The sequence below is a fragment of the Sphingomonas yunnanensis genome (assembly GCF_019898765.1).
In the GTDB taxonomy this organism is placed as follows: Bacteria; Pseudomonadota; Alphaproteobacteria; order Sphingomonadales; family Sphingomonadaceae; genus Sphingomonas; species Sphingomonas yunnanensis.
Window position 1 is genome coordinate 129,006 of the sequence record NZ_JAIOKB010000007.1, and the last position, 25,555, is coordinate 154,560.

20 protein-coding genes are annotated in these 25,555 nt (G+C 70.1%); 5 read left to right on the forward strand and 15 right to left on the reverse strand.

Annotated elements, in window-relative coordinates:
* Positions 1 to 168 precede the first annotated feature (168 nt).
* The gene (locus K7957_RS17235) at positions 169 to 2,703 is read left to right on the forward strand and encodes a glycoside hydrolase family 9 protein (RefSeq protein WP_246617214.1); all 2,535 of its coding nucleotides are present in this window, start codon (positions 169 to 171) and stop codon (positions 2,701 to 2,703) included.
* A gap of 17 nt (positions 2,704 to 2,720) precedes the next feature.
* On the opposite strand, the gene K7957_RS17240 is transcribed toward K7957_RS17235, so the two are convergent.
* The 5 genes from K7957_RS17240 to K7957_RS17260 form a co-directional block, all read right to left on the reverse strand.
* Positions 2,721 to 4,220 carry a hypothetical protein gene (locus K7957_RS17240; protein ID WP_223013608.1) on the reverse strand — a complete coding sequence of 500 codons (1,500 nt, stop codon included), beginning with the start codon at positions 4,218 to 4,220 and terminating at the stop codon, positions 2,721 to 2,723.
* Positions 4,221 to 4,303: 83 nt separating this feature from the next.
* Complete coding sequence (locus K7957_RS17245; protein ID WP_223013611.1) at positions 4,304 to 4,732, reverse strand: response regulator; 429 nt, start codon at positions 4,730 to 4,732, stop codon at positions 4,304 to 4,306.
* Complete coding sequence (locus tag K7957_RS17250) at positions 4,722 to 5,828, reverse strand: GAF domain-containing protein (protein ID WP_223013613.1); 1,107 nt, start codon at positions 5,826 to 5,828, stop codon at positions 4,722 to 4,724. The genes K7957_RS17245 and K7957_RS17250 overlap by 11 nt, the downstream gene beginning before the upstream one ends.
* A 79-nt stretch (positions 5,829 to 5,907) precedes the next feature.
* The gene (locus K7957_RS17255) at positions 5,908 to 8,919 is read right to left on the reverse strand and encodes a glycosyl hydrolase family 28-related protein (RefSeq protein WP_223013615.1); all 3,012 of its coding nucleotides are present in this window, start codon (positions 8,917 to 8,919) and stop codon (positions 5,908 to 5,910) included.
* A gap of 59 nt (positions 8,920 to 8,978) precedes the next feature.
* Entirely contained in the window at positions 8,979 to 9,227 is a 249-nt protein-coding gene (locus K7957_RS17260; RefSeq protein WP_223013617.1) for a helix-turn-helix domain-containing protein, read from the reverse strand.
* A 199-nt stretch (positions 9,228 to 9,426) separates the two neighbouring features.
* On the opposite strand from K7957_RS17260, the gene K7957_RS17265 reads away from it, so the two are divergent.
* Positions 9,427 to 10,104 (forward strand): FadR/GntR family transcriptional regulator, encoded by a 678-nt coding sequence (locus tag K7957_RS17265; protein ID WP_223013619.1) that lies wholly within the window; start codon positions 9,427 to 9,429, stop codon positions 10,102 to 10,104.
* Positions 10,105 to 10,282: 178 nt separating this feature from the next.
* On the opposite strand, the gene K7957_RS17270 is transcribed toward K7957_RS17265, so the two are convergent.
* From K7957_RS17270 to K7957_RS17280, 3 genes are all read right to left on the reverse strand, one after another.
* On the reverse strand, positions 10,283 to 10,825 hold the full coding sequence (locus K7957_RS17270) for a gluconokinase (protein WP_425517216.1): 543 nt from the start codon (positions 10,823 to 10,825) through the stop codon (positions 10,283 to 10,285).
* 259 nt (positions 10,826 to 11,084) lie between these two features.
* Positions 11,085 to 12,641, reverse strand: a complete 1,557-nt coding sequence (locus K7957_RS17275) for a cryptochrome/photolyase family protein (RefSeq protein ID WP_223013621.1) — start codon at positions 12,639 to 12,641, stop codon at positions 11,085 to 11,087.
* Positions 12,642 to 12,873: 232 nt separating this feature from the next.
* Complete coding sequence (locus K7957_RS17280) at positions 12,874 to 14,934, reverse strand: M13 family metallopeptidase (RefSeq protein ID WP_223013623.1); 2,061 nt, start codon at positions 14,932 to 14,934, stop codon at positions 12,874 to 12,876.
* Positions 14,935 to 15,081: 147 nt separating this feature from the next.
* Here K7957_RS17280 and K7957_RS17285 point away from each other — a divergent pair, with 147 nt between their 5' ends.
* Positions 15,082 to 16,164 carry an SPL family radical SAM protein gene (locus tag K7957_RS17285; protein ID WP_223013625.1) on the forward strand — a complete coding sequence of 361 codons (1,083 nt, stop codon included), beginning with the start codon at positions 15,082 to 15,084 and terminating at the stop codon, positions 16,162 to 16,164.
* Positions 16,161 to 16,673: a metallophosphoesterase family protein gene (locus K7957_RS17290; RefSeq protein WP_223013627.1), complete on the forward strand. Its 513-nt coding sequence runs from the start codon at positions 16,161 to 16,163 to the stop codon at positions 16,671 to 16,673. Before K7957_RS17285 ends, K7957_RS17290 begins: the two co-directional genes overlap by 4 nt.
* A gap of 27 nt (positions 16,674 to 16,700) precedes the next feature.
* Here K7957_RS17290 and K7957_RS17295 read toward each other — a convergent pair whose 3' ends face one another.
* A complete protein-coding gene (locus K7957_RS17295) occupies positions 16,701 to 19,124 on the reverse strand; it encodes a TonB-dependent receptor (protein ID WP_223013629.1) in 2,424 nt (807 codons plus the stop codon).
* A 328-nt stretch (positions 19,125 to 19,452) separates the two neighbouring features.
* Here K7957_RS17295 and msrB point away from each other — a divergent pair, with 328 nt between their 5' ends.
* Positions 19,453 to 19,902: a peptide-methionine (R)-S-oxide reductase MsrB gene (gene msrB / locus K7957_RS17300; protein ID WP_223013631.1), complete on the forward strand. Its 450-nt coding sequence runs from the start codon at positions 19,453 to 19,455 to the stop codon at positions 19,900 to 19,902.
* Positions 19,903 to 19,921: 19 nt separating this feature from the next.
* Here msrB and K7957_RS17305 read toward each other — a convergent pair whose 3' ends face one another.
* From K7957_RS17305 to K7957_RS17330, 6 genes are all read right to left on the reverse strand, one after another.
* Complete coding sequence (locus K7957_RS17305; protein WP_223013633.1) at positions 19,922 to 20,806, reverse strand: bestrophin family protein; 885 nt, start codon at positions 20,804 to 20,806, stop codon at positions 19,922 to 19,924.
* Between the two features lie 181 nt (positions 20,807 to 20,987).
* On the reverse strand, positions 20,988 to 22,034 hold the full coding sequence (gene folP / locus K7957_RS17310; protein WP_223013636.1) for a dihydropteroate synthase: 1,047 nt from the start codon (positions 22,032 to 22,034) through the stop codon (positions 20,988 to 20,990).
* A 163-nt stretch (positions 22,035 to 22,197) separates the two neighbouring features.
* On the reverse strand, positions 22,198 to 23,328 hold the full coding sequence (locus K7957_RS17315; RefSeq protein WP_223013638.1) for a site-specific DNA-methyltransferase: 1,131 nt from the start codon (positions 23,326 to 23,328) through the stop codon (positions 22,198 to 22,200).
* Between the two features lie 180 nt (positions 23,329 to 23,508).
* Complete coding sequence (locus tag K7957_RS17320; protein WP_223013640.1) at positions 23,509 to 24,117, reverse strand: ribonuclease HII; 609 nt, start codon at positions 24,115 to 24,117, stop codon at positions 23,509 to 23,511.
* Positions 24,117 to 25,286, reverse strand: coding sequence for a bifunctional hydroxymethylpyrimidine kinase/phosphomethylpyrimidine kinase (thiD, locus tag K7957_RS17325; RefSeq protein WP_223013642.1), 1,170 nt, complete (start codon positions 25,284 to 25,286; stop codon positions 24,117 to 24,119). The genes K7957_RS17320 and thiD overlap by 1 nt, the downstream gene beginning before the upstream one ends.
* Positions 25,283 to 25,507, reverse strand: coding sequence for a DUF1272 domain-containing protein (locus tag K7957_RS17330; RefSeq protein ID WP_223013644.1), 225 nt, complete (start codon positions 25,505 to 25,507; stop codon positions 25,283 to 25,285). Before K7957_RS17330 ends, thiD begins: the two co-directional genes overlap by 4 nt.
* Positions 25,508 to 25,555 lie beyond the last annotated feature (48 nt).

The window sequence follows — 25,555 nt, forward strand, 5'->3', positions numbered from 1 at the left end:
CTGTTACCGCTATCGCCTATGGCAGTCGGCCTCTCGGTTGCGGACAGTAAGTAGTTGAGCCGGCGGGCGTCAATGACGTCGTCTTGATCCACGGCATATGGCGTCCACCGATGTTAGCGCTATACATCGGCCGGTGACCGGCGATCGGCCGGCGCGAGGAGGACGAGGATGAGCAAGGCGCGGATCGGCATCGGTGTATCGGTCATCGCGATGCTGCTGGCGAGCGCAGCCCCGGCGCAATCGCGCCGCGCGGCGCCGCCCGCGGGCGAGATGACGCTCAACACCAGCGGCTACTACGAGTCGCCCGGCGCCAACGTGCTGGTCTTCTCCAATTGGTACGACGGGCTGTTCGCCGACTCGAAGATCAGCGGCGTCGAGATCATCCAGCAGGACGAGCGGATCGCAACCAACGGGGACGTCCGTCTCGCCGCCACGCCGGGCCAGTGGGACCCGACCGCGCGTTTCATCGGGCGCGAGGTCGACCAACGCAGCGGCGCGGTCACGGTGACGCTGGAATACCCCGACCAGCACTGGCGCTACCGGATCCGCTCGGAGAGTGCGGGCGGCGGCGTGAAGGTCTCGGTGCTGCTCGACCAGCCGGTGCCCGAGGCGCTGGCGGGCCGCGCCGGCTTCAATCTCGAATTCCTGCCCGCCGCCTACTTCCATCACGGCTATCTCGCCGACGACCGCACCGGCACCTTCCCGCTCTACCCCGCCGACGCGATGACGCGCACGCCCGAGCGCAACGCAGCGAGCGGCCGGGCCGAAGGCCCGGGCGCCGAGCCGCAGCCGATCGCCGCGGCACGCCGCTTCGTGCTCGCGCCCGAGGACGCGACGCGGCGCGTGACGATCGAGTCGAGCGAGCCCGTGGAACTCTACGACGGGCGCAACCAGGCGCAGAACGGCTGGTTCGTGCTTCGCTCGTTGCTGCCGACGGGGAAGACCGGCGCGGTGCTCGAATGGACGGTGCGCCCGACCAGCGTGCCGGGATGGCGCCGCGCGCCGGTGATCGCGCACTCGCAGCTCGGCTATGCGCCGGGCGGCCGCAAGGTGGCGACGATCGAGCTCGACCGCGCCGACACGCGCGCGCTGACGCCGCGGCTGCTGCGCGTCGGTGGCGACGGCGCGATGACGCCGGTGACGATCCCCGCCGCCACGCGCTGGGGCGACTATCTGCGCTATGCCTACCTGCGGCTCGACTTCAGCGCGGTGCGCCAGCCGGGGCTCTACGTGCTCGAGTACGGCACCACCCGCACCGCGCCGTTCCGCATCGCCGACGACGTCTATGCCGGCGCGTGGCACCCGACGCTCGACGTCTATTTTCCGGTGGCGATGGACCATATGTACGTCAACGAGGGCTATCGCGTGTGGCACGGTGAGGCGCACCGTGACGACGCGCGCCAGGCGCCGGTCAGCCACGAGCATATCGACCTCTACGCGCAGGGCCCGACCACCGACAGCAAGTACAAGCCGGGCGAGCACATCCCGGGTCTGAACACCGGCGGCTGGTTCGACGCGGGCGACTTCGACGTCCGCACCCAGTCGCAATATCAGGTGATCCGCTCGATGGTGGACAGCTGGGAACGCTGGCGCCCGACGCGCGACACCACCGCGGTGGACGAGGCGCGCCGCCGCACCGAGATGCACGTGCCCGACGGCACGCCCGACCTGCTCCAGCAGATCGCGCACGGCACGCGCCAGCTGGTCGCGCAGTTCGACGCGATCGGCCACGCGATCCACGGCATCGTCGAGCCGGACGTCGCGCAATATACCCACCTCGGCGACGCCTCGACCAAGACCGACGGGCTGATCTACGATCCATCGCTCAAGCTCGGCGAAGAGAAGGGCGGCCGCAGCGGGATGCCCGACGATCGCTGGGCCTTCACGACCAAGGCCTCCGCGCTCAACTACGGATCGATCGCTGGCCTGGCCGCGGCGTCGCGCGCGCTGCAGACCGCCGATCCCGCGCTGGCGCAGCGCGCGCTCGCGCTGGCCGCCGCGACATGGGCGGAGGAGCAGTCGCACCCGCCCGACCTCTACCAGCACGGCAACACCACTGGCGGGCCGCTCGAGATGGAGCGCTTCTCCGCCGCGGTCGAGCTCCTGCGCACCACGCGCGATCCGCGTTACGTCACCGCGGTCGAGTCGCTGTACCCCGAGGTGGAGAAGCGCTTCGCACCGAGCCTGCGCGACGCGGTCGCGGCGATCCCGTTCATGCCCGCCTCCTATCGCGCGCGCCTCGTGCCGACGGTTCGCGCCTATGCGGCCGAGGCGGACAAGGCCGCGGCCGCCAACCCCTTCGGCGTGCCGATCACGACGGGCGGCTGGGCCGGCAGCGGCACGGTGATGGGCTATGCCCTCAACGCTTACGCGCTGCACAAGGCCTTTCCCGAGATCGTCCCCGCCGACGCGGTCTTCCGCGGTGCCGAATTCCTGCTCGGCCACCATCCCGGCTCGGATCGCTCGTTCGTCTCGGCGGTGGGAACGCTGTCGAAGGAGGTCGCCTACGGCAACAACCGCGCCGACTTCTCCTTCATCGCCGGCGGCGTCGTCCCCGGCGTGCTGGTGATCAAGCCGGACTTCCCCGAGAACCACGAGGACTGGCCGTTCTTCTGGGGCGAGAACGAATATGTCATTCCCGAGGGCGCGATGTGGATCGAGCTGGCGCAGGCGGTCGACGAGCTCGCGCGCGAGCGGCGGTGATGCGGCAGTGACGCGCCCTACACCGCCGTACCGCTCGCCGCGGGCGCGGGCGCGGGCACGCGCCGGCGCGATCCCGCCAGCACGGCGGTGGCGAGCAGCGGCAGCAACCAGATGACGCGGCTCTGATAGCGGTCGTGCGGCTTCGAGAAGGCGCCGCACACCGCGGCGTTGAGCAGGATGCCGGCGAGAACGATCGCGACATAGCCGCGCGTCGCTGCGGGCATCGTGTCACGCCGTACCGCGCCCAGCGCGAGCAGGGCGGCGAGCGCGAGCAGCGTGACCGGCGCGGCCAGCAGGTCGTAATAGACGCTCGGGAATTCGCCCTGTGCCGCGCGGGTTGAATCGAACGTGGCGCGCACCGCCGGGGGCAGCTTATCCCGGTTGATCCCACCCAGTCGCGCGTCGGCGATATCATCCACCTGCCAGCGCAGCAGCTGCCCGCCGATGTTGCGCAGCGAGGTGCCGATCACCGTCAGCGGCTGGTCGGCCAGCACCGCGAGGACGAAGCCGCGCTCCTCGGCGGCGACGCGGCGCCGATCCTCGGGCGGCATGCCCATGAAGCTGCCGCGGCCGCTCGCCCAGAGGAAGGAGTCGCTGTCCTCCGGGATGGCGTCGCGATACTGGCAGAGCGTCAGCGTCGAGCCATTGGCGCAGGCGCGATCGAGATAGTCGCGCCCCGGTCCGTCGGCGATCAGCCGCGCCGCCACGAAGGGAGGCCGCACGGGCGGGAAGCCGGTCATCTTGCGCACCGCCGCGCCGAACGCTGCCTCGCCGCCCGCGCCGACCAGCAGCGCCAGCGCGATCGGGGCGAGACACAGCGCGGTGCGGGTCCTCATCCGCCATATGAGCAGCAGGCTCACCAGCAGGCCGATCACGAGCAGGTTGCCGCTGTGGAACAGCGCCGCGGCGGCGAGCAGCACCGACCAGAAGGCACGCTCGCCGCGCGCCATGGCGCGCCAGTAGAGCGCGATCTGCGCCGTCGCCAGGATCGCGAGTGGCGCGAAGATGTCGGGCATCAGCAGCGCCACCTGAAGCCCGACGCTGGTCACGGCCGCCACCACGAGGACGGGCCACAGCCGCTCGGGCGAGTCGAGGCGGCATGCGACCCGGCGCGCGGCGAGCAGCGCCGCGGTGGCCGTTACCAGCGCCTGAACGATGGCGACCCACCAGAAGCTGCCGAGCCAATCGGCGGCGTAGAGCAGAGCGCCGTAGAAGACCGACCGCCCCGACAGGACGACCGGGAAACTGGCCGCGGGCGTTGCCGGGCGCTCCGCCAACTCCTCGCCGCCGGCCGACCGCGCGGCAGCTGCCGGGATGGCGCGCGCCGAGAGTGCCCGCTTCGCGTTCTCTGACCAGGCCGAGCTGTGCCCCGTCGCCGCGACCATGGCGGCGTCGACGCCGCGGATGTAGGTGGTGGTATCGGGAAATTGCAGCACGCCGCGGTTCACCGCCGCCGGCAGCAGCAGCAGCAGCGCGAGCAGCGCGATGAGGCCGGCGAGAACGCCCCGACCCTGCATATGTCCCCCTGGTGATCCGCCCTCCGCTTAGCTCTTCGGGAATAGCTCGGTAAAGCGGTGATCGGTGCCTGGAACGGGACGGTTCACGCGGGCGCGAAGACCTGCATGCTCTTCGGCACCTCGACCCCGCGCTCGCCCGTCGCGATCCGATAGGCCGCCTCGACGGCTCGGCTCAGCGCGGCAGTGGCGAATGGCTTGCCGACGCAGCCGATGATCAGCGGGTGATCCGCGGCGGTCGGGCAATTGCCGCTGACATAGAGGCACGGCACCCCGCGCAGCGACAGCTCGCGCGCGACGGTCACGCCGCTGTCGTTCTCCGCCAGCCGCACGTCGCATAGAGCCAGGTCGATCGTCTCGCGCGCGGCGATCGCGAACGCCTCGCTTGCGCTCTCCGCCACCCCGACGACGACATGGCCCGCCATGGTCAGCGCGTCCTCGACGAGCATCGCGATGATCGCCTCGTCCTCGACGACGAGCAGCCGGAGCGAGCGGGTGTCGGTGTCAGCCGGCATGAGCGAGTGGGAACCTCAGGTGGATCGCGCCGGCTTCCTCAGAGAGGCTGGCGTTGAGTTGACGCAGCAGCGAGCTGGCGAGCCGGTCGAGCGGCGGCGCGGTCGCCGGCTCGGCCGCGACGGTGATCCGCGCCTCCAGCGTGGTGCCGCGGAGGACGACGGCGACCCGAGCGCAGGAGCGGCCGCCGCGATCGAGCAGCGCGTGGACGAGGAGCGAGAAGGCCACCGCCTGCTCGATCGGGATCATCACGCGCTCCGCCGCCTCGACGCGCCCGTCACCGCCGGTGGTGAGCTCGACCGCGGCGTGCAGGATCTCGACCGCGTCGACTGCCAAGGTGGCGCCGTCCGCCTGATACAGTGGCCGATGCGCCAGCGCGATCAGCTCGAGCCGCTCAGCGACGGTGGTCAGCGCCGGCGGCACTGGCTCGACGCCGCGGAGCTCGTTGCGCACCACCCCGACCGCCATCTGCAGATTGTTGCGGACGCGGTGGTTGAGCTCGGCGAGCAGTCGATCGCGCTCGGCGATGTTGCAGCGCAGCTCTTCCTCGTGGCGCAGCCGCAGCTTCGCCAGCGCGACATAGTGGCACAGCGTGTGGAGCAGCTGCAGCTCTTCGGCGGTGAAACACGGGCTGTCGCGGCGCCCGAAACCGAGCGTGCCAAGCAGCCGCTCGCCGTCGAGCAGCGGCGTGCAGGCGTAACAGTCGAGCCCGATCGAGCGGACGAACGCCAGCTGCGGCGAGTCGGAGCGCTGCACCCCCTTGGCGTGGATGCGGCGACGCTCCAGCGCGGCACAGCCGCACACCGCTTCGCCCAGCCGCAGCTCGGCGCCGTCATGCGCCTGCTGCTCCGTCAGCCCGGCATAGGCCTCGAGCCGCAGCAGGCCGCCGTCGTGGCGGTAGTTGAAGAAGACGTCGAGCCGCAGCTCGGCGCGGATCAGCGCGAACAGCTCGTCCACCATCCGCGCCGGATCGGTCGCGGCGAGCAGCCGGTCGGCCGCCTCCGCGGCGAGCGCGAGGTAGCGGCGCGACAGGTCCAGCGTCGCCGCGGCGTCGTCGACCGGATACGTGGGTGGGCGCTCGCGCTCGACCTCCGACATGGCGGCTGGTTACCCCCCGCGTGTGAAAATTTACAGGGCCAATCCACTTGCTTAAGTGAATACCGCGCAGGTCACTGACCTACATCGGCGAGGCGTAGAGCGCGTGATGGGTCAGGATGTACAAGGTACGACGCCCGGCGCCGCCGATCAGCAGCTGAAGTGGCCGCTCGGGTACGTCGATCCGCTTGGTCTCGCTGCCGTCGGGCGCGTAGACGAAGACCTGGCCATTGGCGACGTAGAGGTTGCCGGCGTCGTCCCGCGCGACGCTCTCGCCGCCGCGCTCGGCCACCACCTTGAGGTCGGTCACTTGCCCGCTCGCGCCGACGAGGCCGCTGTAGGTGCGGTTCTCCGAGGCGTTGGTCAGCATTACCCGGCTGCCCGGCGCCGCCCCGACGAGCCCGTAGGAGTCGAGCGTGTCGGACCAGCGCCAGCCGCTGTGATCGTCCGGCCCCTGGTTCCAGACGCGAAAGGCAGGGAGCACCAGCGAACCGTCGGGCGAGACATATTCCTGCGGCTTGGCCTCGCCCATCTTGCTGGTGAAGAAGGCGGCGATCGGCGGGAACTCGTAGGTCTTCGGGTCGATCCGGTCGGCGAACTCGCCGTTGGCCCAGACATTGACCGGCAGCAGCGTGGCGGCGCCGGGATGCGCACGCGCCGCTGTCGGTGCGATGACGCGCACGTCCTCAGGCTTGGCGGGATCGATGCTGTAGACCGTGCCGTCGCGCCCCGCCGAGGACTGGACGAGCAGGTCGCCCGATCGCGCGACCGCCAGGTTGACGGGATCGAGCGGAGCCTGCGCCACGGTCGACAGACCTTCCTCGCGCGACCAGCCGTGGATGCGGTGGAAGAAGCGGTCGATGAAGTAGAGCTTGCCGGCCTTGTCCACGGCGCCGCCCGCGATCGAGTAGAAGCCATCGGCCAGCGTCTCGATCCCTGGCGACACCGGCACCGCGGAGACGGTCGCCGCGTTCGCCGAGATGGCGGGCACGTCAAGCCGCGCGAACTCGCGCTCGCGCACCTCCTGCCGACGAGTCATGTCCTTGACCGCGTTCTCAAACGGGAATTTGCTCGCGCGCAGATAGGTGCCACAGCCCTTGGCGTCGCAGCTGGCGAAGCCGCTCTCCGCGTTGACGTGGACGTTGCGAAAGTGGATGTCGCCCGACTGGTACAGCCTCACCGCCGCGTCCATCGGCTTGATCGTCCGCGTCACGCGATAGCCGTGGTAATTGGCGAAGAGGATGTTGCGCGAGTGGTGGATCTCGGTCGAGACCGCGTTGACGCCGTCGCGCACCTCCTGCTCGGTCTGCGGCGCGAGGAACTCCCAGTTCTCGACGTGGTCGAGCACGATCTCCGCGCGATAATGATGCTCTGCGGAGAGCTCGTAGACGTGACCCGACGTCTTGGTGCCGGAAACGTAGAAGCCCGCCGACGCCAGGGTGTTGGGCGACCAGATCGCGGCGAAGGTGCCGCCGCCCCCGTCGGTGACCCAGATGCTCGGATGCTGGCCGTCCTGACGCGCCTGCGGGTCGTTGGGCTTGATCGCGCTGCCCTTGGTGAGCACCGTCCCGCCGCCGCCCTGGATCTTGACGTCGTTGACCATCGAGGGGGCGCCGGCGCGCCACAGCAGAGCGGTCGCGCGCGGGTTGACGCTGCCGGTCCACAGCCCGATGCCGTGGACGATCGCCCTGCCGCCCTTGGCGCTCTCCAGCAGCGCGCGCGCGCCGCCGACACCCGCGTAGTTGGGCGCGTTGTCGGGCAGATAGAGGTGCGTGAGGCTGGGGTGCAGCGCGATCAGCACGCTGTCGGGGCGAAGCTTGAGCGTGTCGGCGACCCGATAGCGCCCCATCGGCAAATAGAGCACCCGGTGCGTGTCGATCGCGCGCTGCAGCGCCGCGGTGTCGTCGGTGGCGTCGTCGCCCTTCACGCCCAGCGTGCGGACGTTGACCCACTGGCTAACGGGCGGCAGCGGGGCGATCGCCGGCGCGGGCGCGGGCGACGTGTGGGAGAGCGGGGTGATGTCGAACGTGGTCGCGGTCTTGCCGATCTCGCCGAGGCCGGCGAGCGCGAGACCGTGCGAGAAATCGGCGACCTGGTAGCGCTTCCCCTTGCCCACGATCGTGCGTCCGCTGTCGCGAAAGCGCGCGAACACCGGCGTGTCGCTCGCCACCGCATGGTCGAAGCCGATCTGGGTGAAGACGCTGCTTTCCTCCGAGATCACCACCGCCGCCTGGCGGACGCGCTCGAAGCGCACGTCCTTGCCCCAGAGCGAGTCGGACCAGCCGCGGTCGATGTCGATGCCGATCGGCGTGTCGCGGATCGCGACGTTGACCAGCGTGAGATCGACCTCATGCTCGCGGATCGCGGCGTCGCGCTGGCCCTCGAACGCGGAGTCGATCAGCGTGAACTGCCACGCCGGCGAGGTCTTCTCGCTCAGGATGCCGTACCGCCCGCCGTAGAAGCGCAGGTCCTCGAACTCGTTGCCCGCCTGGTAGACGCCCGCCAGCGCCGAGCCGAGATGGAAGTCGGCGTGGCGGACGTAGCCGTGCTGCGCGACGCGGAAGCGCACCGCCACCGCGCCCTCGTTGCCCGCGCCGACCCGGAAGTCGACGTTGGCGATGGCCGAGTAGAAGGTGCTCGACGTCGCGTCATAGACGCCGGGATCGAACGGCACCGTGGTGGGCGGCGGCACCGCGACCTGACCGACGCGATATTGGTCCTCCCCGGTGAAGGCGAGCATCGCGGCGACGCCGCTGCCGAAACCGGGGGTCGAGTCGCCCAGCACGATCTCGGGCCGGGTCTTGCCGACGCCGAAGACCCGCACCGCGGGCCGCACCAGGATCGTGCGCGTGACGCGGTAGCGGCCCGCCGGCAGGAAGACGATCCCGCCGCTCCCGCTCGCCGCAGCCTGGTCGATCGCTTGCTGGATCGCCGCGCTGTCGTCGGCGCGCCCGTCGCCGACGCCGCGTACCGTGATCGCGCGCGGATCGTCAGGCTGGGTGAGATAGACCGAGGTCGAGCGCGCCGCCGCGGGCGCCGCCGTTCCCGCCGTCAGCGCTACCGCCGCGACGCCCAGCCACCACTTCGCCTGCATCCCGCGCCTCCCCAGGTTTTCTTATATTACATCGACTGACAAAGGATCGGCGGACCGCGCTAGCCGGCGCGAGCGGCGAGCGCCTCGGCCGCGACGGCCACCTGCGTGCGATTTCGGACGTTGAGCTTGCGCATGAGCGCGGTCATGTGCGCCTTCACCGTCGCCTCGGCGATGCCGAGGTCGAAGGCGATCTCCTTGTTCAGCCGCCCAGAGCGCACGCCGTGCAGCACCTTCACCTGTGTCGGGGTGAGGTGCCCCAACGTGTCAACGCCGCTGGCCACTTCGTTGGGGATAGCGCCCGTGGTCATCCTGCTCCTCCTTCGCGGTCGTCGCCGCGCACCCTTGACGTCTCGTCCACCTGCGATCGGTTGGACAGCTTTATTCGATCTGAGCTCGTTTTTACCCGCTGAGCAAGCGATTTTGCCTCGATCCGCGCGCACCTGTCTGACAGGCAGCATACTCGCCACGGTCGTCACGCTCGGTTATGCCAGAGGCGAGGAGAGGATCGTGAGCGAGGGACGGCTGACCGATCGGGCCTATGCCGCGATCGTGCGCATCATCAACGACGAGGCACTGGCGGTCGGCGACCGGCTGCCATCCGAGGCGCGGCTGGCGGATAGTTTCGGCATGTCGCGCGCGATCGTGCGCGAGGCGCTGGCGCGGCTGGCGTCGGACGGGATCACCGAGGCGCGCCGCGGTGCCGGCTCCTACGTCAAACGTCGTCCCTCGGCGCGGCTCGACACGCACATGCCGATGGACACCTTGGCCTCTGCGATGGGTACCTATGAGGTCCGCTTCGTGCTCGAGGCCGAGGCAGCGCGGCTGGCGGCGCAGCGCCGATCGCCCGCGCAGATGGAGGCGATCGAGCGCGCCCTGGCGGCGCTGCGAGCGGCGTTGCTCTCCAACGCGCCCGCGCACGACGAGGACTGGCGGCTGCACCGCGCCATCGTCGAGGCCACCGCCAACGTCTCCTTCCCGCTGGTGTTCGATCAGCTCCTGGACGGCGTGATGCGCGTGCTGCGCGCGGGTGTCGACATCTCGCGCTCGCGCCCGCCCGCGGTGATCGGCGCGATGATGGAGGAGCATGACGCGATCGTCGAGGCGATCCGCGCGCAGGACGCCGAGGGCGCCGCGCTGGCGATGCGCTGGCATCTGTCGCAGGGACGACGACGGCTGATGCCGTGAGGAACCACGATCCTTCCCGCTCACGTGGAGGGGAACCGCTCGCGAAGCGAGTGGTAAGGGGGTTTCCGCCAGCGCTACGCTGCGTGGAGAACCCCCTCCACCACCGCGCGATGCGCGGCCGCCCCTCTCCGCCATGCGGGGAGAATTTTGTCGCACTCACCTCATCCCGTCGCTGCTCTCAGCCTACCTCCAGCCACCTGCGCACCGCCGCCACCAGCTCGTCGGGCGGACGGGTCGAGTCCAGCGTCAGCGCGCGCTCGTCCGCGGTGGGTGGCTCGAGCGTGGCGAGCTGGCTGTCGAGCAGCGCGACGGGCATGTAATGGCCCGAGCGGGTCGCCATGCGCCGCGCGAGCGTGTCATGGTCGAGCGCGAGCAGCACGAACGCCGGGCGAAGCCCCGATGCCGCACCGAGCCGCTCGCGATAGGCGCGTCGCAGCGCCGAACAGGCCGCGACCGCACGACCTCGCGCGCGCGCAGCATCGCCCAGCGCGGTGCCGAGCCGGTCCAGCCAGGGCCAGCGATCGTCGTCGGTCAGCGGGTGACCCTCCCGCATCTTCGCGATGTTGGCCGCGGAGTGATAAGTGTCGCCCTCCAGCATCGGGCAGGCGAGCGCGTGCGCGAGCGCGGTGGCGAGCGTCGTCTTGCCGGTGCCGCTGACCCCCATCACCACGATGGCGAGCCCCGCCTCCTCGCCCCTGCCTACCTGCCCGATCGCTCGCAATGCCCACCTCATTTCCGACCGGGCCCGAGCGGGCCCCTTCCGTCGCTATCCCGCGTCTGCCACGCCTTGGCCAGCGCGACTTTCATCGGCAACGGTCGGGGTTCTGGCGGCCTTTCGGCGTCATCCTGAACTTGTGTCAGGATCCAAGGCTACGCGATTCTCGAACAGTCCTAGTGCGTGGCACGGTGGATCCTGAAACGAATCCAGGATGACGCCGATGGGGAAGGCGGCGGCTCGACACCTTGGTGTTGCTTGCCCCCTACTCCGCCCGTGCCCAGCCTGGCGCTGCCGGCTCAAGCGTCTCCAGGAACGCGTGCGCACTGTCGCGATACTCGGCCCGGCGCGCGTCGTCGAACCGCCGCCACGTCGCGTAGACGTTGCGCATCCGTGGGTTGCGAGCGAAGCGCTGCTCATGGCGCGCGACGAAGTTCCAGTAGAGCGCGTTGAACGGGCACGCTTCCTCACCCGTCTTCTTCTTCACGTCATAGCGGCACCGTCCGCAGTAATCGGACATGCGGTCGATATAGGCGCCGCTCGCGACATAAGGCTTGGACGCGATCACGCCGCCGTCGGCGAACTGGCTCATCCCGACGACGTTGGGCAGCTCGACCCACTCATAGGCGTCGAAATAGACCACCAGGAACCAGTCCGAGATCGCCGACGGCGCGATCCCGGCGAGCAGCGCGAAATTGCCGAGGACCATCAATCGCTGAATATGGTGCGCATAGGCCTCGCGCCGGGTCTGGTCGACCGCCTCGGCGAGGCAGCGCATGTCGGTCTCGCCGGTCCAGTAGAAGTCGGGCAGCGGCCGGGTCGCCTCCAGCGCGTTGCGCTCGGCGAAGGCGGGCATGTCCCACCAATACATGCCGCGCATATATTCGCGCCAGCCGATGATCTGGCGGACAAAGCCCTCGACCGAGTTGATCGGCGCACGCCCGCGCTGATAGGCGCGTACCGCCGCCTCGCACACTTCCACGGGCCCGAGCAGCCCGAGATTGAGGCACAGCGAGAGGCTGGAATGGAACAGATAATCCTGGCCCGCCACCATCGCGTCCTGGTAGCGGCCGAAGTCGGGCAGCGCCTCCTCGACGAACTGGTCGAGCGCCTGCAGCGCCTGTCCGCGGGTGACCGGCAGCGCGAAGGGCTCGAGTGCGCCGAAATGCTCGCCGAAGCGCTTCGCCACCAGGGCGAGGACGTCGCGCGTCGTCTCGTCGGGGGCGAAGCGTAGCGGCGCGGGATAGTTGCGGCCGGCGGTCGGGCCGGCGCGATTGTCGTGGTCGAAGTTCCACTGGCCACCCTCGGGTTTGCCGTCCGCGTCCATCAGCAGCCCGGTGCGGCGGCGCATCTCGCGGTAGAAGAACTCCATCCGTTTCTCGCGCGAGCGCTGCGCCCAGGCGGAGAAGTCGGGCAGCGGGCAGACGAAGCGGTCGTCCTCGAGGATCTCGACCGGCAGGCCGGTGCGCTCGGCCCAGTCGTCCTGCGCCCGGCGGACGCGATACTCGCCGCCCGCGACGGTGCGGATCGCGCTGGCGCGGTGACGCCGGGCGGCGCGCTCGACCTCGCCGGTGAAGCTCTGCGTGTTGCCGCGCGCGTCGAGCGCGACATAGTCGACCGTCCAGCCGTCGTCGCGCAGCGCGTCGGCGAAATGGCGCATCGCCGAGAAGATCAGCGCGATCTTCTTCTTGTGGTGGCGCACGTAGGTGGCCTCGTCCCACACCTCCATCATCAGCACGACCGCACCACCGCGATCGACGTCGCGCAGGCTGGCGAGCGTGGCGGTGAGCTGGTCGCCCAGCAGCGGGATCAGCAGCGTCATGCCAGCGCCAACGCGCGGAAGGCGCAAAAGCAACGTGGGTTAGCGGGGCGTTGTCCGCGTCGTCCGTTCGTCGTTCTCGCCCCTCCCCGTCATTCCCGCGGGACGGGGATCCAGACACGCTGACGCTCATGATAGAGCCACCGCTTCAGCGGTCATGAATTCCCCCCCTGCGCGGGGACGACGGGAAGGATGGGTCTGCCCCGGCTATCCGCGGTGCACTAGGCCGCCACCCTCACCAGATCTTCACACGGTCCTTCGGCGCGAGGTACAACTTGTCGCCGGGCTTGACCCCGAAGGCGTCGTACCAGGCGTCGACGTTACGCACGATGCCGTTGACGCGGTAGAAGGCCGGCGAGTGCGGGTCGGTCAGCAGCCTTGCGCGCAGCGCGCCCTCGCGGATCTTGCTCCGCCACGCCTGGGCGTAGGCGAGGAAGAAGCGCTGATCGCCGGTCAGCCCGTCGATCACCGGCGCCTTGCCGTGCTCGGCTTGGTAGCGCTGATAGGCCGAATAGGCCGCCTCGATCCCGCCGAGATCGCCGATGTTCTCGCCCAGCGTCAGCGCGCCCTTCACCTTCACGCCCGGGATCGGCTCATATTGGTCGTATTGGCCGACCAGAAGTCCGGTGCGCTTGGTGAAGGCCTGCCGGGTCGCTGGCGTCCACCAATTCTCGAACTTGCCCGAGGCGGAGAACTGGCTGCCCTGATCGTCGAAGCCGTGGCCCATCTCGTGACCGATCACCGCGCCGATCGCGCCGTAGTTCACCGCCACGTCGGCCTTGGGATCGAAGAAGGGCGGCTGCAGGATCGCGGCAGGGAAGGTGATCTGGTTCGCGAGCGGATCGTAGTAAGCGTTCACGGTCTGCGGGGTCATGCCCCACAGGCTACGATCGACCGGCTTGGGGAAGCGGCTGAGCTCGAGTTGATGGTCGAACTCGGCCGCGCGCAGGTTGTTGCCGAGCGGATCGCCGCGCACGACCTTGAGCGCGCCATAGTCGATGTACGTCACAGGATGGCCGGTGCGCGGCTCGAACGCGGCCAGCTTGGCCAGTGCGGCCTGCTTGGTCGCGGCGTCCATCCAGTTGTTGCCGTCGATCCGCTCGCGATAGGCGCCGCGCAGGTTCTTGATCAGCTCGGCCATCTTGGCCTCGCTCTCGGGCGGGTAGAAGCGCGCGACATAGACCTTGCCGACCGCCTCGCCCATCGCGCCGTTGACCAGCGCCACGCCGCGCTTCCACCGCGCGCGCTGCTCGGGCTGGTCGCTCAGCGTCTTGCCGTAGAAGGCGAAGCTCGCCTCGTCGAACGCCTTGGGCAGCACCGCCGCCTGGCTCGACGCGAAGCGGAACTTCATCCAGTCCTGCCAGCTGCTCACGGGCGTCGCGGCGAAGATCTTGCCGAGTGCGGTCAGCGCGGTGTCATCGCTGACGATCAGCACCGGCTGGTTGCCGTAGCCCGCGGTCGTCTCCATCGCGGCGAAGTCGAACTCGGGCGCGAGCGCGCGGCGCTGCGCCACCGTCATCGGCTTGAGCATCTTGGCGAGGTCGCGCTGCTCGACCGGCGACCATTGCACCTTGGCCATCGCGGTCTCGAGCGCGACGATCCGGTCGGCGCGCGCCGCCGCGTCGCCGATCCCGGCGAGCGTCAGCACCTGCTCGACATAGCGGCGGTAGGCGGCGCGATAGGCGTCGTACTTGGCGCCGGGCAGCAGGTAATAGTCGCGCCCGCCCATGCCGAGCGAGCCCTGCCCCCAATTGGCGACGTAGCGCGTCGGATCGGACGGGTCAGGCAGCTGGCTGATCTCGACCGGCGAGGCATAGCCGACCGTGGCGAACAAGCGCTGGAGCTGGGCGCGGTCGCGCGCCGCGTCGATCGTGGCAAAGTAGGGCTTGAGCGGCGCGGTGCCGGCGCGCTCGATCGCGGCCTGGTCCATGAAGCTGGCGTAGAGCGCGCCGATCTGCGGCGCCGCCGGGCCGATCGCGGCGGGGTCGCTGGTCGCCTCCTCGAGGATGTGGCGGACCTGGAGCTCGGCCTCGTCGCTCAGCACCACCGCGGGGCCGGCGGACTGGCGGTCGGCCGCGATCGGCGTCGTCTTGTCCCACTGGCCGTTGGCGTAGGTCCAGAAATCGTCGCCGGGCTTCACCGCCGAGTCACGCGCGCTCAGGTCGACGCCGAACGTGCCGTAGCGCGCGCCGGCCGGAGCGGTCGCGGCGGTCGGCGCGGGCGCCGTCTGCGCCGCCGCTGGCACCGCGGCGAGCGAGGTAATAAGCGAGAGTCCCAGCAAGATCTTCGAAGTCATCGGGGCAGGCGTCCTCATCGAGTCACTGTGTGACACGATTAAGGCACCGCGCTGACACGCGCAATCGCGCGTCGCCGGCCAGGGTCAGCCGCCGCAAGTTCTTCATCCTGTAGCTGAACCCTCGCGGCCGCGGCTCGTTCGCCGTACGTGGCGCTCGCGACCGACCTCCCCCGCCCCGTCGTCTGGCGTCCCCGTCGGCTGCTGATCACGCGCGCCGCGCGCGGCTTCGCTCACGGCCGCGCGATCGCCGCGCGCGCGAGCGCTGCGGGCGTTGACGTGGTCGAGCTACCGAACGACCGGCTCACGCTCGACCTGCCCGACGACCCGCGTCGCGCCTATGCGGCGGCGAAGGCGACGCTGGCGGTCACGGTGGCGCCGCCGTCGAAGCGGCGGCTCCAGCCGATCGCGCCGAGTGCGGACTGGCGCGTCGATCTCGCCGAGGGCTGTCCGGCGCATTGCAGCTACTGCTATCTCGCCGGCTCGCTCCAAGGGCCACCGATCACCCGCGTCTACGCCAACCTCGAGGAGATATTGGCGGTGCTGCCCGACCATCTCGGGCGCGGCACCGTGACCTCGCGCCAGCGCGCCCGCGCCGGTGAGGGCACCACCTTCGAGGCGTCCTGCTACACCGACCCGCTCGCGCTGGAGCCGCTGACCGGCTCGCTCTCGGCCGCGATCGCCTGGTTCGGGCGCTGGCAGGCCGAGGCGCAGCTGCGCTTCACCACCAAGTTCGCCGATGTCGCACCGTTGCTCGCGCTCGACCACGGCGGCCGCACGCGGATGCGGGCCTCGATCAACCCGCCCGCCTTCGCGCGCTTCGAGGGCGGCACCGCGCCGGTCGCGGCGCGGCTGCGGGCGCTGCGGCAGATGGCGGACGCGGGCTATCCCGTCGGTCTGACGGTCGCGCCGATCATCGCCGCTCCCGGCTGGGAGAGCGCCTATGGCACGCTGATCGACGACTGCGCCGCCGCACTGGCCGACACGCCCGGGCTCGACCTGACGGTCGAGCTGATCACGCACCGCTACACCGCCACGTCGCGCGCGGTGCTGGAGAGCTGGTACCCCGGCTCGTCGCTCGACATGAGCGGGCGGGACCGCGCCACCAAGCGGACCAAGTTCGGCGGCGAGAAGCAGGTGTACGACGCGGCGACGATGCGCGCGCTACGGGCTTTCTTCGAGGCGCGGCTGGCGGCGGCACTCCCCGCGGCGCGGCTGCTCTACTGGACATGACGGTCTGGTTCACCGCCGACACGCATCTCGGCGACCATCGCACGATCAACATCTGGCGCCGCCCCTTCCCCGACGTCGGGGCGATGGACGCGCTGCTCGTCGAGCGCTGGAACGCCACGGTCGCTCCAGAGGACACGGTCTGGCATCTCGGCGACGTCGCGCGCCGCGCCGACGCGGTCGCGCCGCTGCTGGCGCGGCTGAACGGCACCAAGCACCTGCTGCGCGGCAACAACGATCCCCCGGCGACGCTCGGCGCTCTGGGCTGGGCGAGCGTCGGTGATTATGCCGAGATCGAGCTCGAGGGACGGCGGCTGGTGCTCGGCCATTACCCGTTCCGCAGCTGGAACGGACAGCACCGCGGCGCCATCAACCTGCACGGTCACAGCCATGGCCGGCTCGCGCCGATGAAGCGGCAATATGACGTGGGGGTCGACGTGCACGAGTTCGCGCCCGTCTCGCTGGATCAGCTGCTCGCCACCACCCCGACGCGCATGGGCGAGCGGGCGTGACGTCGTCGCGCCACGCCCACCGTCCGCTCAGAAATCGAGCCGCACTGTCGCCGACACCGTGCGGCCATTCAGCACCCGTGCGCGCAGGATCCCGCTCGTCGGGATCGCCACGTCGTCGAAGGCGGTGATCGCCGCGACGTCGAACAGGTTGCTCGCGTTCAGTCCGAGCGATAGCCGCTCCGCCGCGCGGACCTGCACGAACGCGTTGGTGGTGACATAGCCTGGCACGCGCAGCAGGTTGTTGTCCTGCGCGTAACTGCCCGTGGTGCCGATGAATATCGCGCCCAGGCTGAACCGCTCGGTGACGAGCTGCGGGGTCGCCTGGAAGGTCAGCTTGGCCTGGTGGCGCGGGATGTTGCCCTCGAAGCGCGGGTTGACCGCGTCACGCGTGATCTCGGCGTGCGTCAGCGTCGCGCCGCCGTTGAGCGCGAAGATGCCGTGCCGCACGCCGCCCTCGATCTCGATGCCGTGCGCCCGATAGTCGCGCTCGATCGGCTCGGTTGTCACCTGATTGACGTTGCTGTCCTGGGCCGCGGCCCAGAAGCCGGTGGCGTTGAAGGTCAGCCCGTCCTGGCGGAACTTGGCACCGACTTCCGCCTGGCGCACCGGATCGTAGGCGGCCCGTGGGAGGGTCAGCGTCCCCGTCGCCGAGTCGACGATCGGGCTGAACAGCAGGCGATCGGCGTTGGCGCGCGCGCCGCGGCTGTAGCGGGCGAACAGCGCGAACGGCTCGGCGACCCGCCAGTTGATCCCGGTCGAGTAGGACAGGTAATGGTAGCGATAGCCGAGCGGCGCGGGCGCGTTGATCGGGGTGAAGCCCACCTGGGTCTCGGGCGCGGAGATGACGCCGTTCCCGTCCATGTCGCGCGTCACGGTGCCGACGCGTCCGCCGCCGAGATCCGAACCGTATAGGCGGCCGCTGGCGCTGCCGGAATCGTAGCGGAGGCTCGCGCCGAGCGCGACCGCGCCGACGTGATAGTTGGCCGAGGCGAAGGGGGCGTTGACCGCATAATCCAGGTCCATGCTGCGCCGCCGTTTGCCGGGCAGCAGGGTGAACTGGTAGGCGAGCACGCCCTTGTCGGTCAGTCGCGCGCCGCCGGCGGTGCTGACGTCGATCAGCGCCGCCTGGCCGTCGCCGCGCACGTCGGAGAGCATCGTGCTCCACAAGATGTCGCGATCGAGCGTCTGGCGCGCGGCGTAGAAGCCGCCGGTGAGCGTCAGCTCGCCGTCGCCGAGGCTCAAGACGCGGCTCGCCCGCGTGTCGCTGGTGACATTGCCATAGTCGCGGACGCGCGAGTCGATGACGCTGAGCAGCCCGATCAGCCCGTTGCCGTTCAGATGGTTCACGTCGACGATCGGCTGCCCGGCGTTCGGACCGGTGGCATAGGACAAGTGCCCGCCGTCGCCGGCCAGGCCGGTCACGCGCGCGGCCGGTAGGAACTGGGTCGCGAAGGGGCTTACCAGCGCGCCCGAGACGCCGCTGACACGGAAGCGCTCAGTGACGGTCCAGTCGGCGACGTCGATCTGCGCCTCCAGGCCGCCGCTCAGCGAGCGCGTGCGCTGTCCGTCGCCGATGTCGTGCACGACCGGTCGGTTGCCACCGTCTAGGACAAGGACGTCGCGGACCGAGCGCGACAGCAGCACGCCCGAGCTGACGTCGAAGCCCGCCACCGCGCGCGGCGCCGGATGCCGCTCGAACCCGGTCGCGCGCATCGGCACGACGTCGTAGAAAGGTGCGCGATCGTCGAGATACTTACCGTATAACCGCACGTAGCCGCCCTGAAACGTCTTGGTGAGGTTGACCTTGACCTGCCCGCCGTGCTGCGCGTCATAGCCAGCGGTGCGCGGCCCCTCGCCGCGGCGGTAGAAGCCGCCGACATGGTAGCGCCACGTCTCGCCGAGTTGCCCGCCCTGGTCGGCGTCGATCCGATAATGGTCATAGTCGAGCCCGGCGGTCAGCGCCACCGCCCCGCCCGCGGTCTCGCCGGTCTTGGAGAGGAAGTTGATGACCCCGCCCGGCGAGTTGGACGCGAAGGTTGAGGCCGAGCCGCCGCGGATCACCTCGACCTGGGCGAGATTGAGGTCGGCGCGCACCAGCCCGTCCGAGCCGAGCCCCTGCATGTCGCCGAACTCGAGCACGGGCAGGCCATCCTCCTGCAGCTGGACGAACTTGATCCCCGACGAGGCGAGCGGCAGGCCGCGCACGCTGAGGCTGATCAGCCCCTCTCCCGTCGACGACTCGGACCGGATCCCGGGAATGTCGCGGAGCAGGTCGCCGATCGAGCGCGGCGCCAGCTTCTCGATGTCGGCCTCCCTGAGGCTACTGGTCGAGGTGGCGCTGTCGAGCCGGTCGCGCCCCTTGGCGACGCCGGTGGTGACCGTGTCCGACGACGGTGCGCTCGGCGGTTCGCTGGCGTCCGTCATCGGCGCGACGAGTGCGGTAGACGACATCGCTGCCGCCAGGAAAATCGAGATCAATGTGTCACCCCCCAAGGACGACGAGGGATCGCCGTCGGTCGGGGCGGATAGGGTTAGGCGAAGTGCAGCCTCAATCGCGGGCGTGACGCATTACGGCGAGGACGTGCCGGCGGAGCAGTCCGGGCGGACGCGCCCTCTTCCAACCTAACGATCTGATTCGGCTATGTTGCGCGACGTCCTTCCGATCCACGGAGCGGTTCCGGCGGCGCCGTCACTCACCATCGCGGGTCAGTCTCTCGGCGCTCAAGGCAACCTCGCAACCCGCGGGCATGCACCTTATCTACGTGCCAACGGAGGTTGCATGACGAACTATCGCAAGACCGAAGAGGCGATCGCGCGGCTCACGCCGGAACAGTATCGCGTCACCCAGCAGAGCGGCACCGAGCGGCCGGGCACCGGAGAGCTGCTCTACAACAAGGAGCCCGGCATCTACGTCGACGTGGTCTCGGGCGAGCCGCTGTTCGCCAGCGCGGACAAATATGAATCGGGCTGCGGCTGGCCCAGCTTCACCAAGCCGGTCGAGCCCGCCAATGTCGCCGAGCTGGTCGACCGCTCGCATTTCATGACTCGCACCGAGGTGCGCTCTGCAAACGGTGACAGCCATCTCGGACACGTCTTCGACGACGGTCCGCGCGATCGCGGCGGGCTGCGCTATTGCATCAACTCGGCCTCGCTCCGCTTCGTCCACCGCGACGATATGGAGGCCGAGGGCTATGGTGCCTATCTGCCCCAGGTCGAGGACGCCCGCTGACGCTCGCGCGGCGGCTCGCTCACCACAGCACGCCGTTGTCGGGCTTCATCGGCTCGGGCGCGTCCTCGCCGATGGACTGAAGCAGGTCGATCTCGATCGTGCGGCACATCGCCGTGAGCGGCAGGTCGTGGACGGTGTTGGCGAAGGGGTCGACGAGGTCGTCACCGATCGCCAACACCGCCAGGAACATCAGCCCGGCCACGGTCGAGCCCAGCGGCGTGGCAAAGCCCAAGGTCTCCACCAGCCCGATCGGCAGCAGGATGCAGAACAGGTGCGTGAAAACCATCGGGAAGAAGCGGTATTGATTGGGTAATGGGGTATTCTTGAGGCGCTCCATGCCGCCCTGGGCGTTGGCGATGTCGATCAGCACGCCCTCGATCGAGGCCTGCTGGATCGTGTCGATCCAGCCGTTCTCGCGCGCGAGATTGACGCGCCGGCCGGTGCCATCGACGATCCCGTTGGCGATGTTGGTGCGCGACAGTGCGAAATCGGCCTCGCCCTTGGAGAGGAAGCGCAGCACCTCGTCGTCGGCCTTCTGCTTACGCAACTGGCATCGCAGTGCGTTCACATAGGCGATCTGGCGCAGCACGATCGTCCGCTTCATATCGCGCGCCTCGGTGTCGGGCAGATAGTTGCGCGCCTGACGCGCGAGGTTGCGGCTGGCATTGATCATCAGCCCCCACAGCGACCGCCCCTCCCACCAGCGCTGATAGGCCGAGTTGCTGCGGAAACCGAGGAACAGCGCCAAGGCCGAGCCGAACAAGGTCAGCGGCAGTTCGGGTGCCCTGAATGGCAGGACGTAATAGGTCACGGTGACGATCACGTCCCAGACGAACAGCAGCGTCAGCGGCTTCCAGACTTCGCGGACGATCTGAGTGAGACGAGGAACAGCGGTGACGATCATGCGCCGCTAACGCGTGTTCGGCGAGGCCGTTGCACGTACGAAACCAAATGTTACAGAGTCATATGAAGACGAGAACCGCAGCCTGTAGGCGGCACCCGTGCTCCGGCGAACGCCGGAGCTAAGGGTTGGGGCGCGGGTGTTGGCGGGCGCTGGGCTCCTGCGTTCGCGGGAGCACGTGCCCTCACCCCACCAGCGCGCGGTCACGCAAGCCGCGCCAGACGCGAACCGCCTGCACCGTCTCGGCGACGTCGTGGACGCGCAGCAGCTGCACCCCCGCCTCCGCTCCCTTGAGCGCCAGCGCGACCGATCCGCCGAGCCGCTGCTCCACCGGCGCCTCGTTGCTGAGCGCACCGATCAGCCGCTTGCGGCTCGCGCCCAACATGACCGCGCAGCCGAGGCCGTGGAACATCGCCAGGCCGTTCAGCAGCGCGAGATTGTCCGACAGCGACTTGCCGAAGCCGATGCCGGGGTCGACGATGACACGCGCGCGCTCGACCCCAGCGGCCACCACCGCTTCCACCCGCGCCTCGAGCCAGTCGAACACCTCCCCGACCACGTCGTCGTAGGTCACGCGCGCGTGACCGCCGCCCTTGGGATCAGGCGAGTGCATCAGGATCACGGGCGCCGCGCTACGCACCACCAGGGGGAGCGCGCGCTCGTCCCACAGCAACGCCGAGACGTCGTTGACGATCCTCGCCCCGGCGGCGAGCGCGGCCTCCATCACCGGCGCCTTGCGCGTGTCGACCGAGACCAAAGCGCCCGCGCGCGCGAGCCGCTCGACTACCGGCGCGACGCGGCGCGCCTCGTCCTCCTCCCAGACGAGCGCGGCGCCGGGGCGCGTCGACTCGCCGCCGACGTCGATCAGCGCGGCGCCTGCCCCGGCCATCGCCATGCCCGCCGCGGCCGCGGCCGCGGGGTCATCCAGGTGAGCGCCGCCGTCAGAGAAGCTGTCCGGCGTGACGTTGAGGATCGCGGCGACCTGCGGCTGGTCGAGCCGCAGCACGCGCTCACCCAGAGCGAGCGGCGCGCGCGGCGACGTGCAGCGCGCGTGCAGCAGCGCGGCGCGTTCGCCGAGCTGCGGGATTTCGGCGACAGGGACGATGTGGCGCGCGCCGTCGCCGCTCACCTCATAGGCGGCGAACCACTGCAGCCCACCGGCGAGCCGCGCCACCGTCCCGCCGGGGTAAGCGAAGGGCGCGTCGACGAAGTGGACGGGGCGGAGGCGCATCGGACGGACCTTCTGCTGGGCGGGTGCGGCCTGCTAGCGCGGTTCGGAGCGACGCCCAAGCGCGGCTAGTGACAGAGCCGACGGTTCCGCAGGATTGCCGACATCCCACTGCCCCTCTCCCGCAAGGGGAGGATCAGCGATCCCGTGTTGGACGGCGAACGACTTACGGCTGCGTCGCCAGCAGATAGGTCTGGCGCACGCGGTCGATCGGCTCGAGCGCACCGTCGACCTCGCGGTGCCAGAAGGTCCAGCCGTTGCACGCGGGCGCCTGCTGCACGGTCGCGCCCACCTTGTGGATCGAGCCGCTCGCGCCGCACGCGCTCGCCAGCGAGCCGTCGGCGCGCACCGTCGCGCTGTGCCGCCGCTTCGCGTCGACCAGCACGGTGCCGGGGGTGAGGTAGCCGTTCTCGACCAGCACGCCGAACGCGACCTTGGGTGCGCCGCGCGGGCTCTGCATCGTCGCCAGCGCCGATTCGTCGAGCGGCAGCGCGGCGGCGATCCGCTCGGCCGCGGCGTCGATATAGGCCAGCTCACGCTCGATCCCGATCCAGCGGCGGCCCAGCCGCTTGGCCACCGCGCCGGTCGTCCCGGTGCCGAAGAAGGGGTCGAGCACGACGTGACCCGGCTTGGTGCAGGCGAGCAGGATGCGATAGATCAGCGCCTCCGGCTTCTGCGTCGGATGGACCTTGACCCCGCCCTTCTTGAGTCGCTCCTGGCCGCCGCAGATCGGGAATTCCCAGTCGGAGCGCATCTGCAGCTCGTCGTTGAGCGTCTTCATGCTGCGATAGTTGAAGGTGTACTTCGCCTTCTCGCCCTTGGACGCCCAGATCAACGTCTCGTGCGCGTTGGTGAAGCGCGTGCCCCGGAAATTGGGCATCGGGTTGGCCTTGCGCCATACGATGTCGTTGAGGATCCAATAACCCAGGTCCTGCACCGCGGCGCCGACCCGGAAGATGTTGTGGTAGCTGCCGATCACCCAGATCGTGCCATCGTCCTTGAGGATCCGGTGCGCTTCCGCGAGCCAGGCCCGCGTGAAGGCGTCATAGGCGGCAAAGGTGTCGAACTTGTCCCAGTCGTCGGTCACCGCGTCGACGTGGCTGCCGTCGGGGCGGAACAGCTCGCCGCCGAGCTGGAGGTTATAAGGCGGGTCCGCGAAGACCATGTCGACCGACTTGGCCGGGAGCGCGCGCATCGCCGCGATACAGTCGCCCATCACGATCTGGTCGAGCGGGAGCGGCGAGTCCGCCGCCTCCGCCGCGCGTCGCGACCGCGCGACCTTGTCCATCACCCCCATCGATCAGCTCCCCTTTGCCCGCGCAAGAGGCCGCCGAAACACCGTTCCGTCAAGCCGGCTTTTACCACGCGACTCGCGGACCAAAGCCGAGTCGCTAGCGGAACAAGATGAGTCCACATCCATATGTTGAGTCGTCGGCGGCGGCGTTGACTCGATATATGGTGGTGTGACGGAAAAGACTCAGAACGGCAGAACCGCCTGGGCCACGGGTGCGAAGCTGCGACGGTGGAGCGGCGACGGGCCGTGCTCGCGCAGCGCGCGCAGGTGCGCGGGGCAGCCGTACCCCTTGTTCGAGTGCCAGCCGTACTGCGGGTGTGATTCGGCGGCGGCGATCATGATCTGGTCGCGCGTGTGCTTAGCGACGATCGAGGCGGCGGCGATCGAGCGGCTCCGCGCGTCGCCGCCGACGATCGCGGTGGCGGCATAGCCCCAGCGCGGGAGCCGGTTGCCGTCCACCAGCACGTGCCCGGGCACGTCGCCCAGCGCGCGTGCCAGCTCGTCCACCGCGAGCGTCATCGCCTTCATCGTCGCCCAGTAGATGTTGAGCGTGTCGATCTCCGCGGGCTCGACGATGCCGACGCCGACGATCGCGCAGTCGCGCAGTCGCGCGTACAAGCGCGCGCGCTCGCCCGCGGGCAGCTTCTTCGAATCGTCGATGCCGCGCGGCACGCCCTTGGCGGGCAGCACCACCGCGGCGGCGACCACCGGCCCGGCGAGCGGCCCGCGCCCGGCCTCGTCCACCCCCGCCACCGGCGGCAGGCAGCGCTTCTCGTGGAGCAGCCCGGGCATCAGAGCCGCCACGGCGGGAAGCGGCGGTTCTCCCCGGCCTGGTAGAGGCACACAGCGTTGCCCGAGGGATCGCGCAGCCGCGCCTCGCGCCAGCCCCACGGCCGGTCGCGCGCCTCGTCCGCGACGACGCCGGCGGCGCGCGCGTGCGCCACCGCCGCGTCGACGTCGGCGACTTCGAGGAAGACCACAGGCGCGCCGGCGATCTCGTGCGCCGCCTCGATCGACAGCGTCGTGCCGCCGGCGCTCTCGAAGCGCGCGTAGCGCGCGCCGCTGGCGACGATCGGGGTCAGCCCGAGCCCGCGGTAGAAAGCGAGCGTGGCGGCATGGTCGGTCATCGGCAGCGTGACGTGGTTGAGCGTCGGCGCCGCCGCGGCGACGTCGAGCCGGACGCGTGCGTGCCCCATCGGCCCGTGTCCGGCGCCCAGCCCAGGCGCCTCGCGCAGCGCGACCCGGACGAAGACTCGCGCGCGCTCGATCGCCTGCGACAGCGCGAGGCCCCGCGCGAGCCCCTCGGCGATCGCGCTCGCCAGCGTGCAGCCGGTACCGTGGTGGTGGCGCGTGTCGATCCGCGGCGCCTCCCAGCGCAAGATCTCGCCGGCCGGGCCGATCAGCCGATCGACCACCAGCGCTCCCTCGGCATGGCCGCCCTTGACCAGCAGCGGCGTCCCGATCGCGGCGGCATAGTCGCGCGCCGCGGTCACCACCTCGTCCGCAGTGAGCGTGTCGCGCCCGCACAGCGCCGCCAGCTCGGGCAGGTTCGGGGTGACCAGTGCGCTCAGCCGCGCCAGCCGCTCGAACGCCGCGATCGTGGCAGTATCGGCGAGCACCGCGCCGCTGCTCGCCACCATCACCGGGTCGAGCACGATCGCGCTGCCGTAGCGCCCGTCCGCCAGCTCGTCGGCGACTGCGGCGGCGATGTCCGCGCCACCGAGCATCCCGATCTTGACCGAGTCGACGCCGAGGTCCGCGACCACGCTGGTCATCTGCTGGCGCACCATGTCGGGCGACAACGCCGCGACCGCCTGGACGCCGAGCGTGTTCTGCGCGGTGATCGCGGTGATCGCGGTCATGGCATGGCCGCCCAGCATCGTGACGGTCTTGATGTCGGCCTGGATCCCCGCGCCGCCGCCCGAGTCCGAGCCGGCGACGATCAGCACGCGCGGCATCATCCGCGGCGGCGCCGCTCGGCCGCGGCAGGATATTTCTTCAAGGTCGCACCGACCCGCGCCGGGCGGTCGAGCAGCTCGCCGCCGCAGCCCGGGCAGCGCTCGTCGAGGTCGTCGGCGCAATCGGCGCAATAGGTACATTCGAGCGAGCAGATGAAGGCGCCGCCCGCGTCGGCGGGCAGGTCGACGCCGCAGCGCTCGCACTCGGGACGCATCTCCAGCATGCGCGCGCCATAGCGCCGCCCGCGCGCGAGGTCACGCGGGATGAGGCG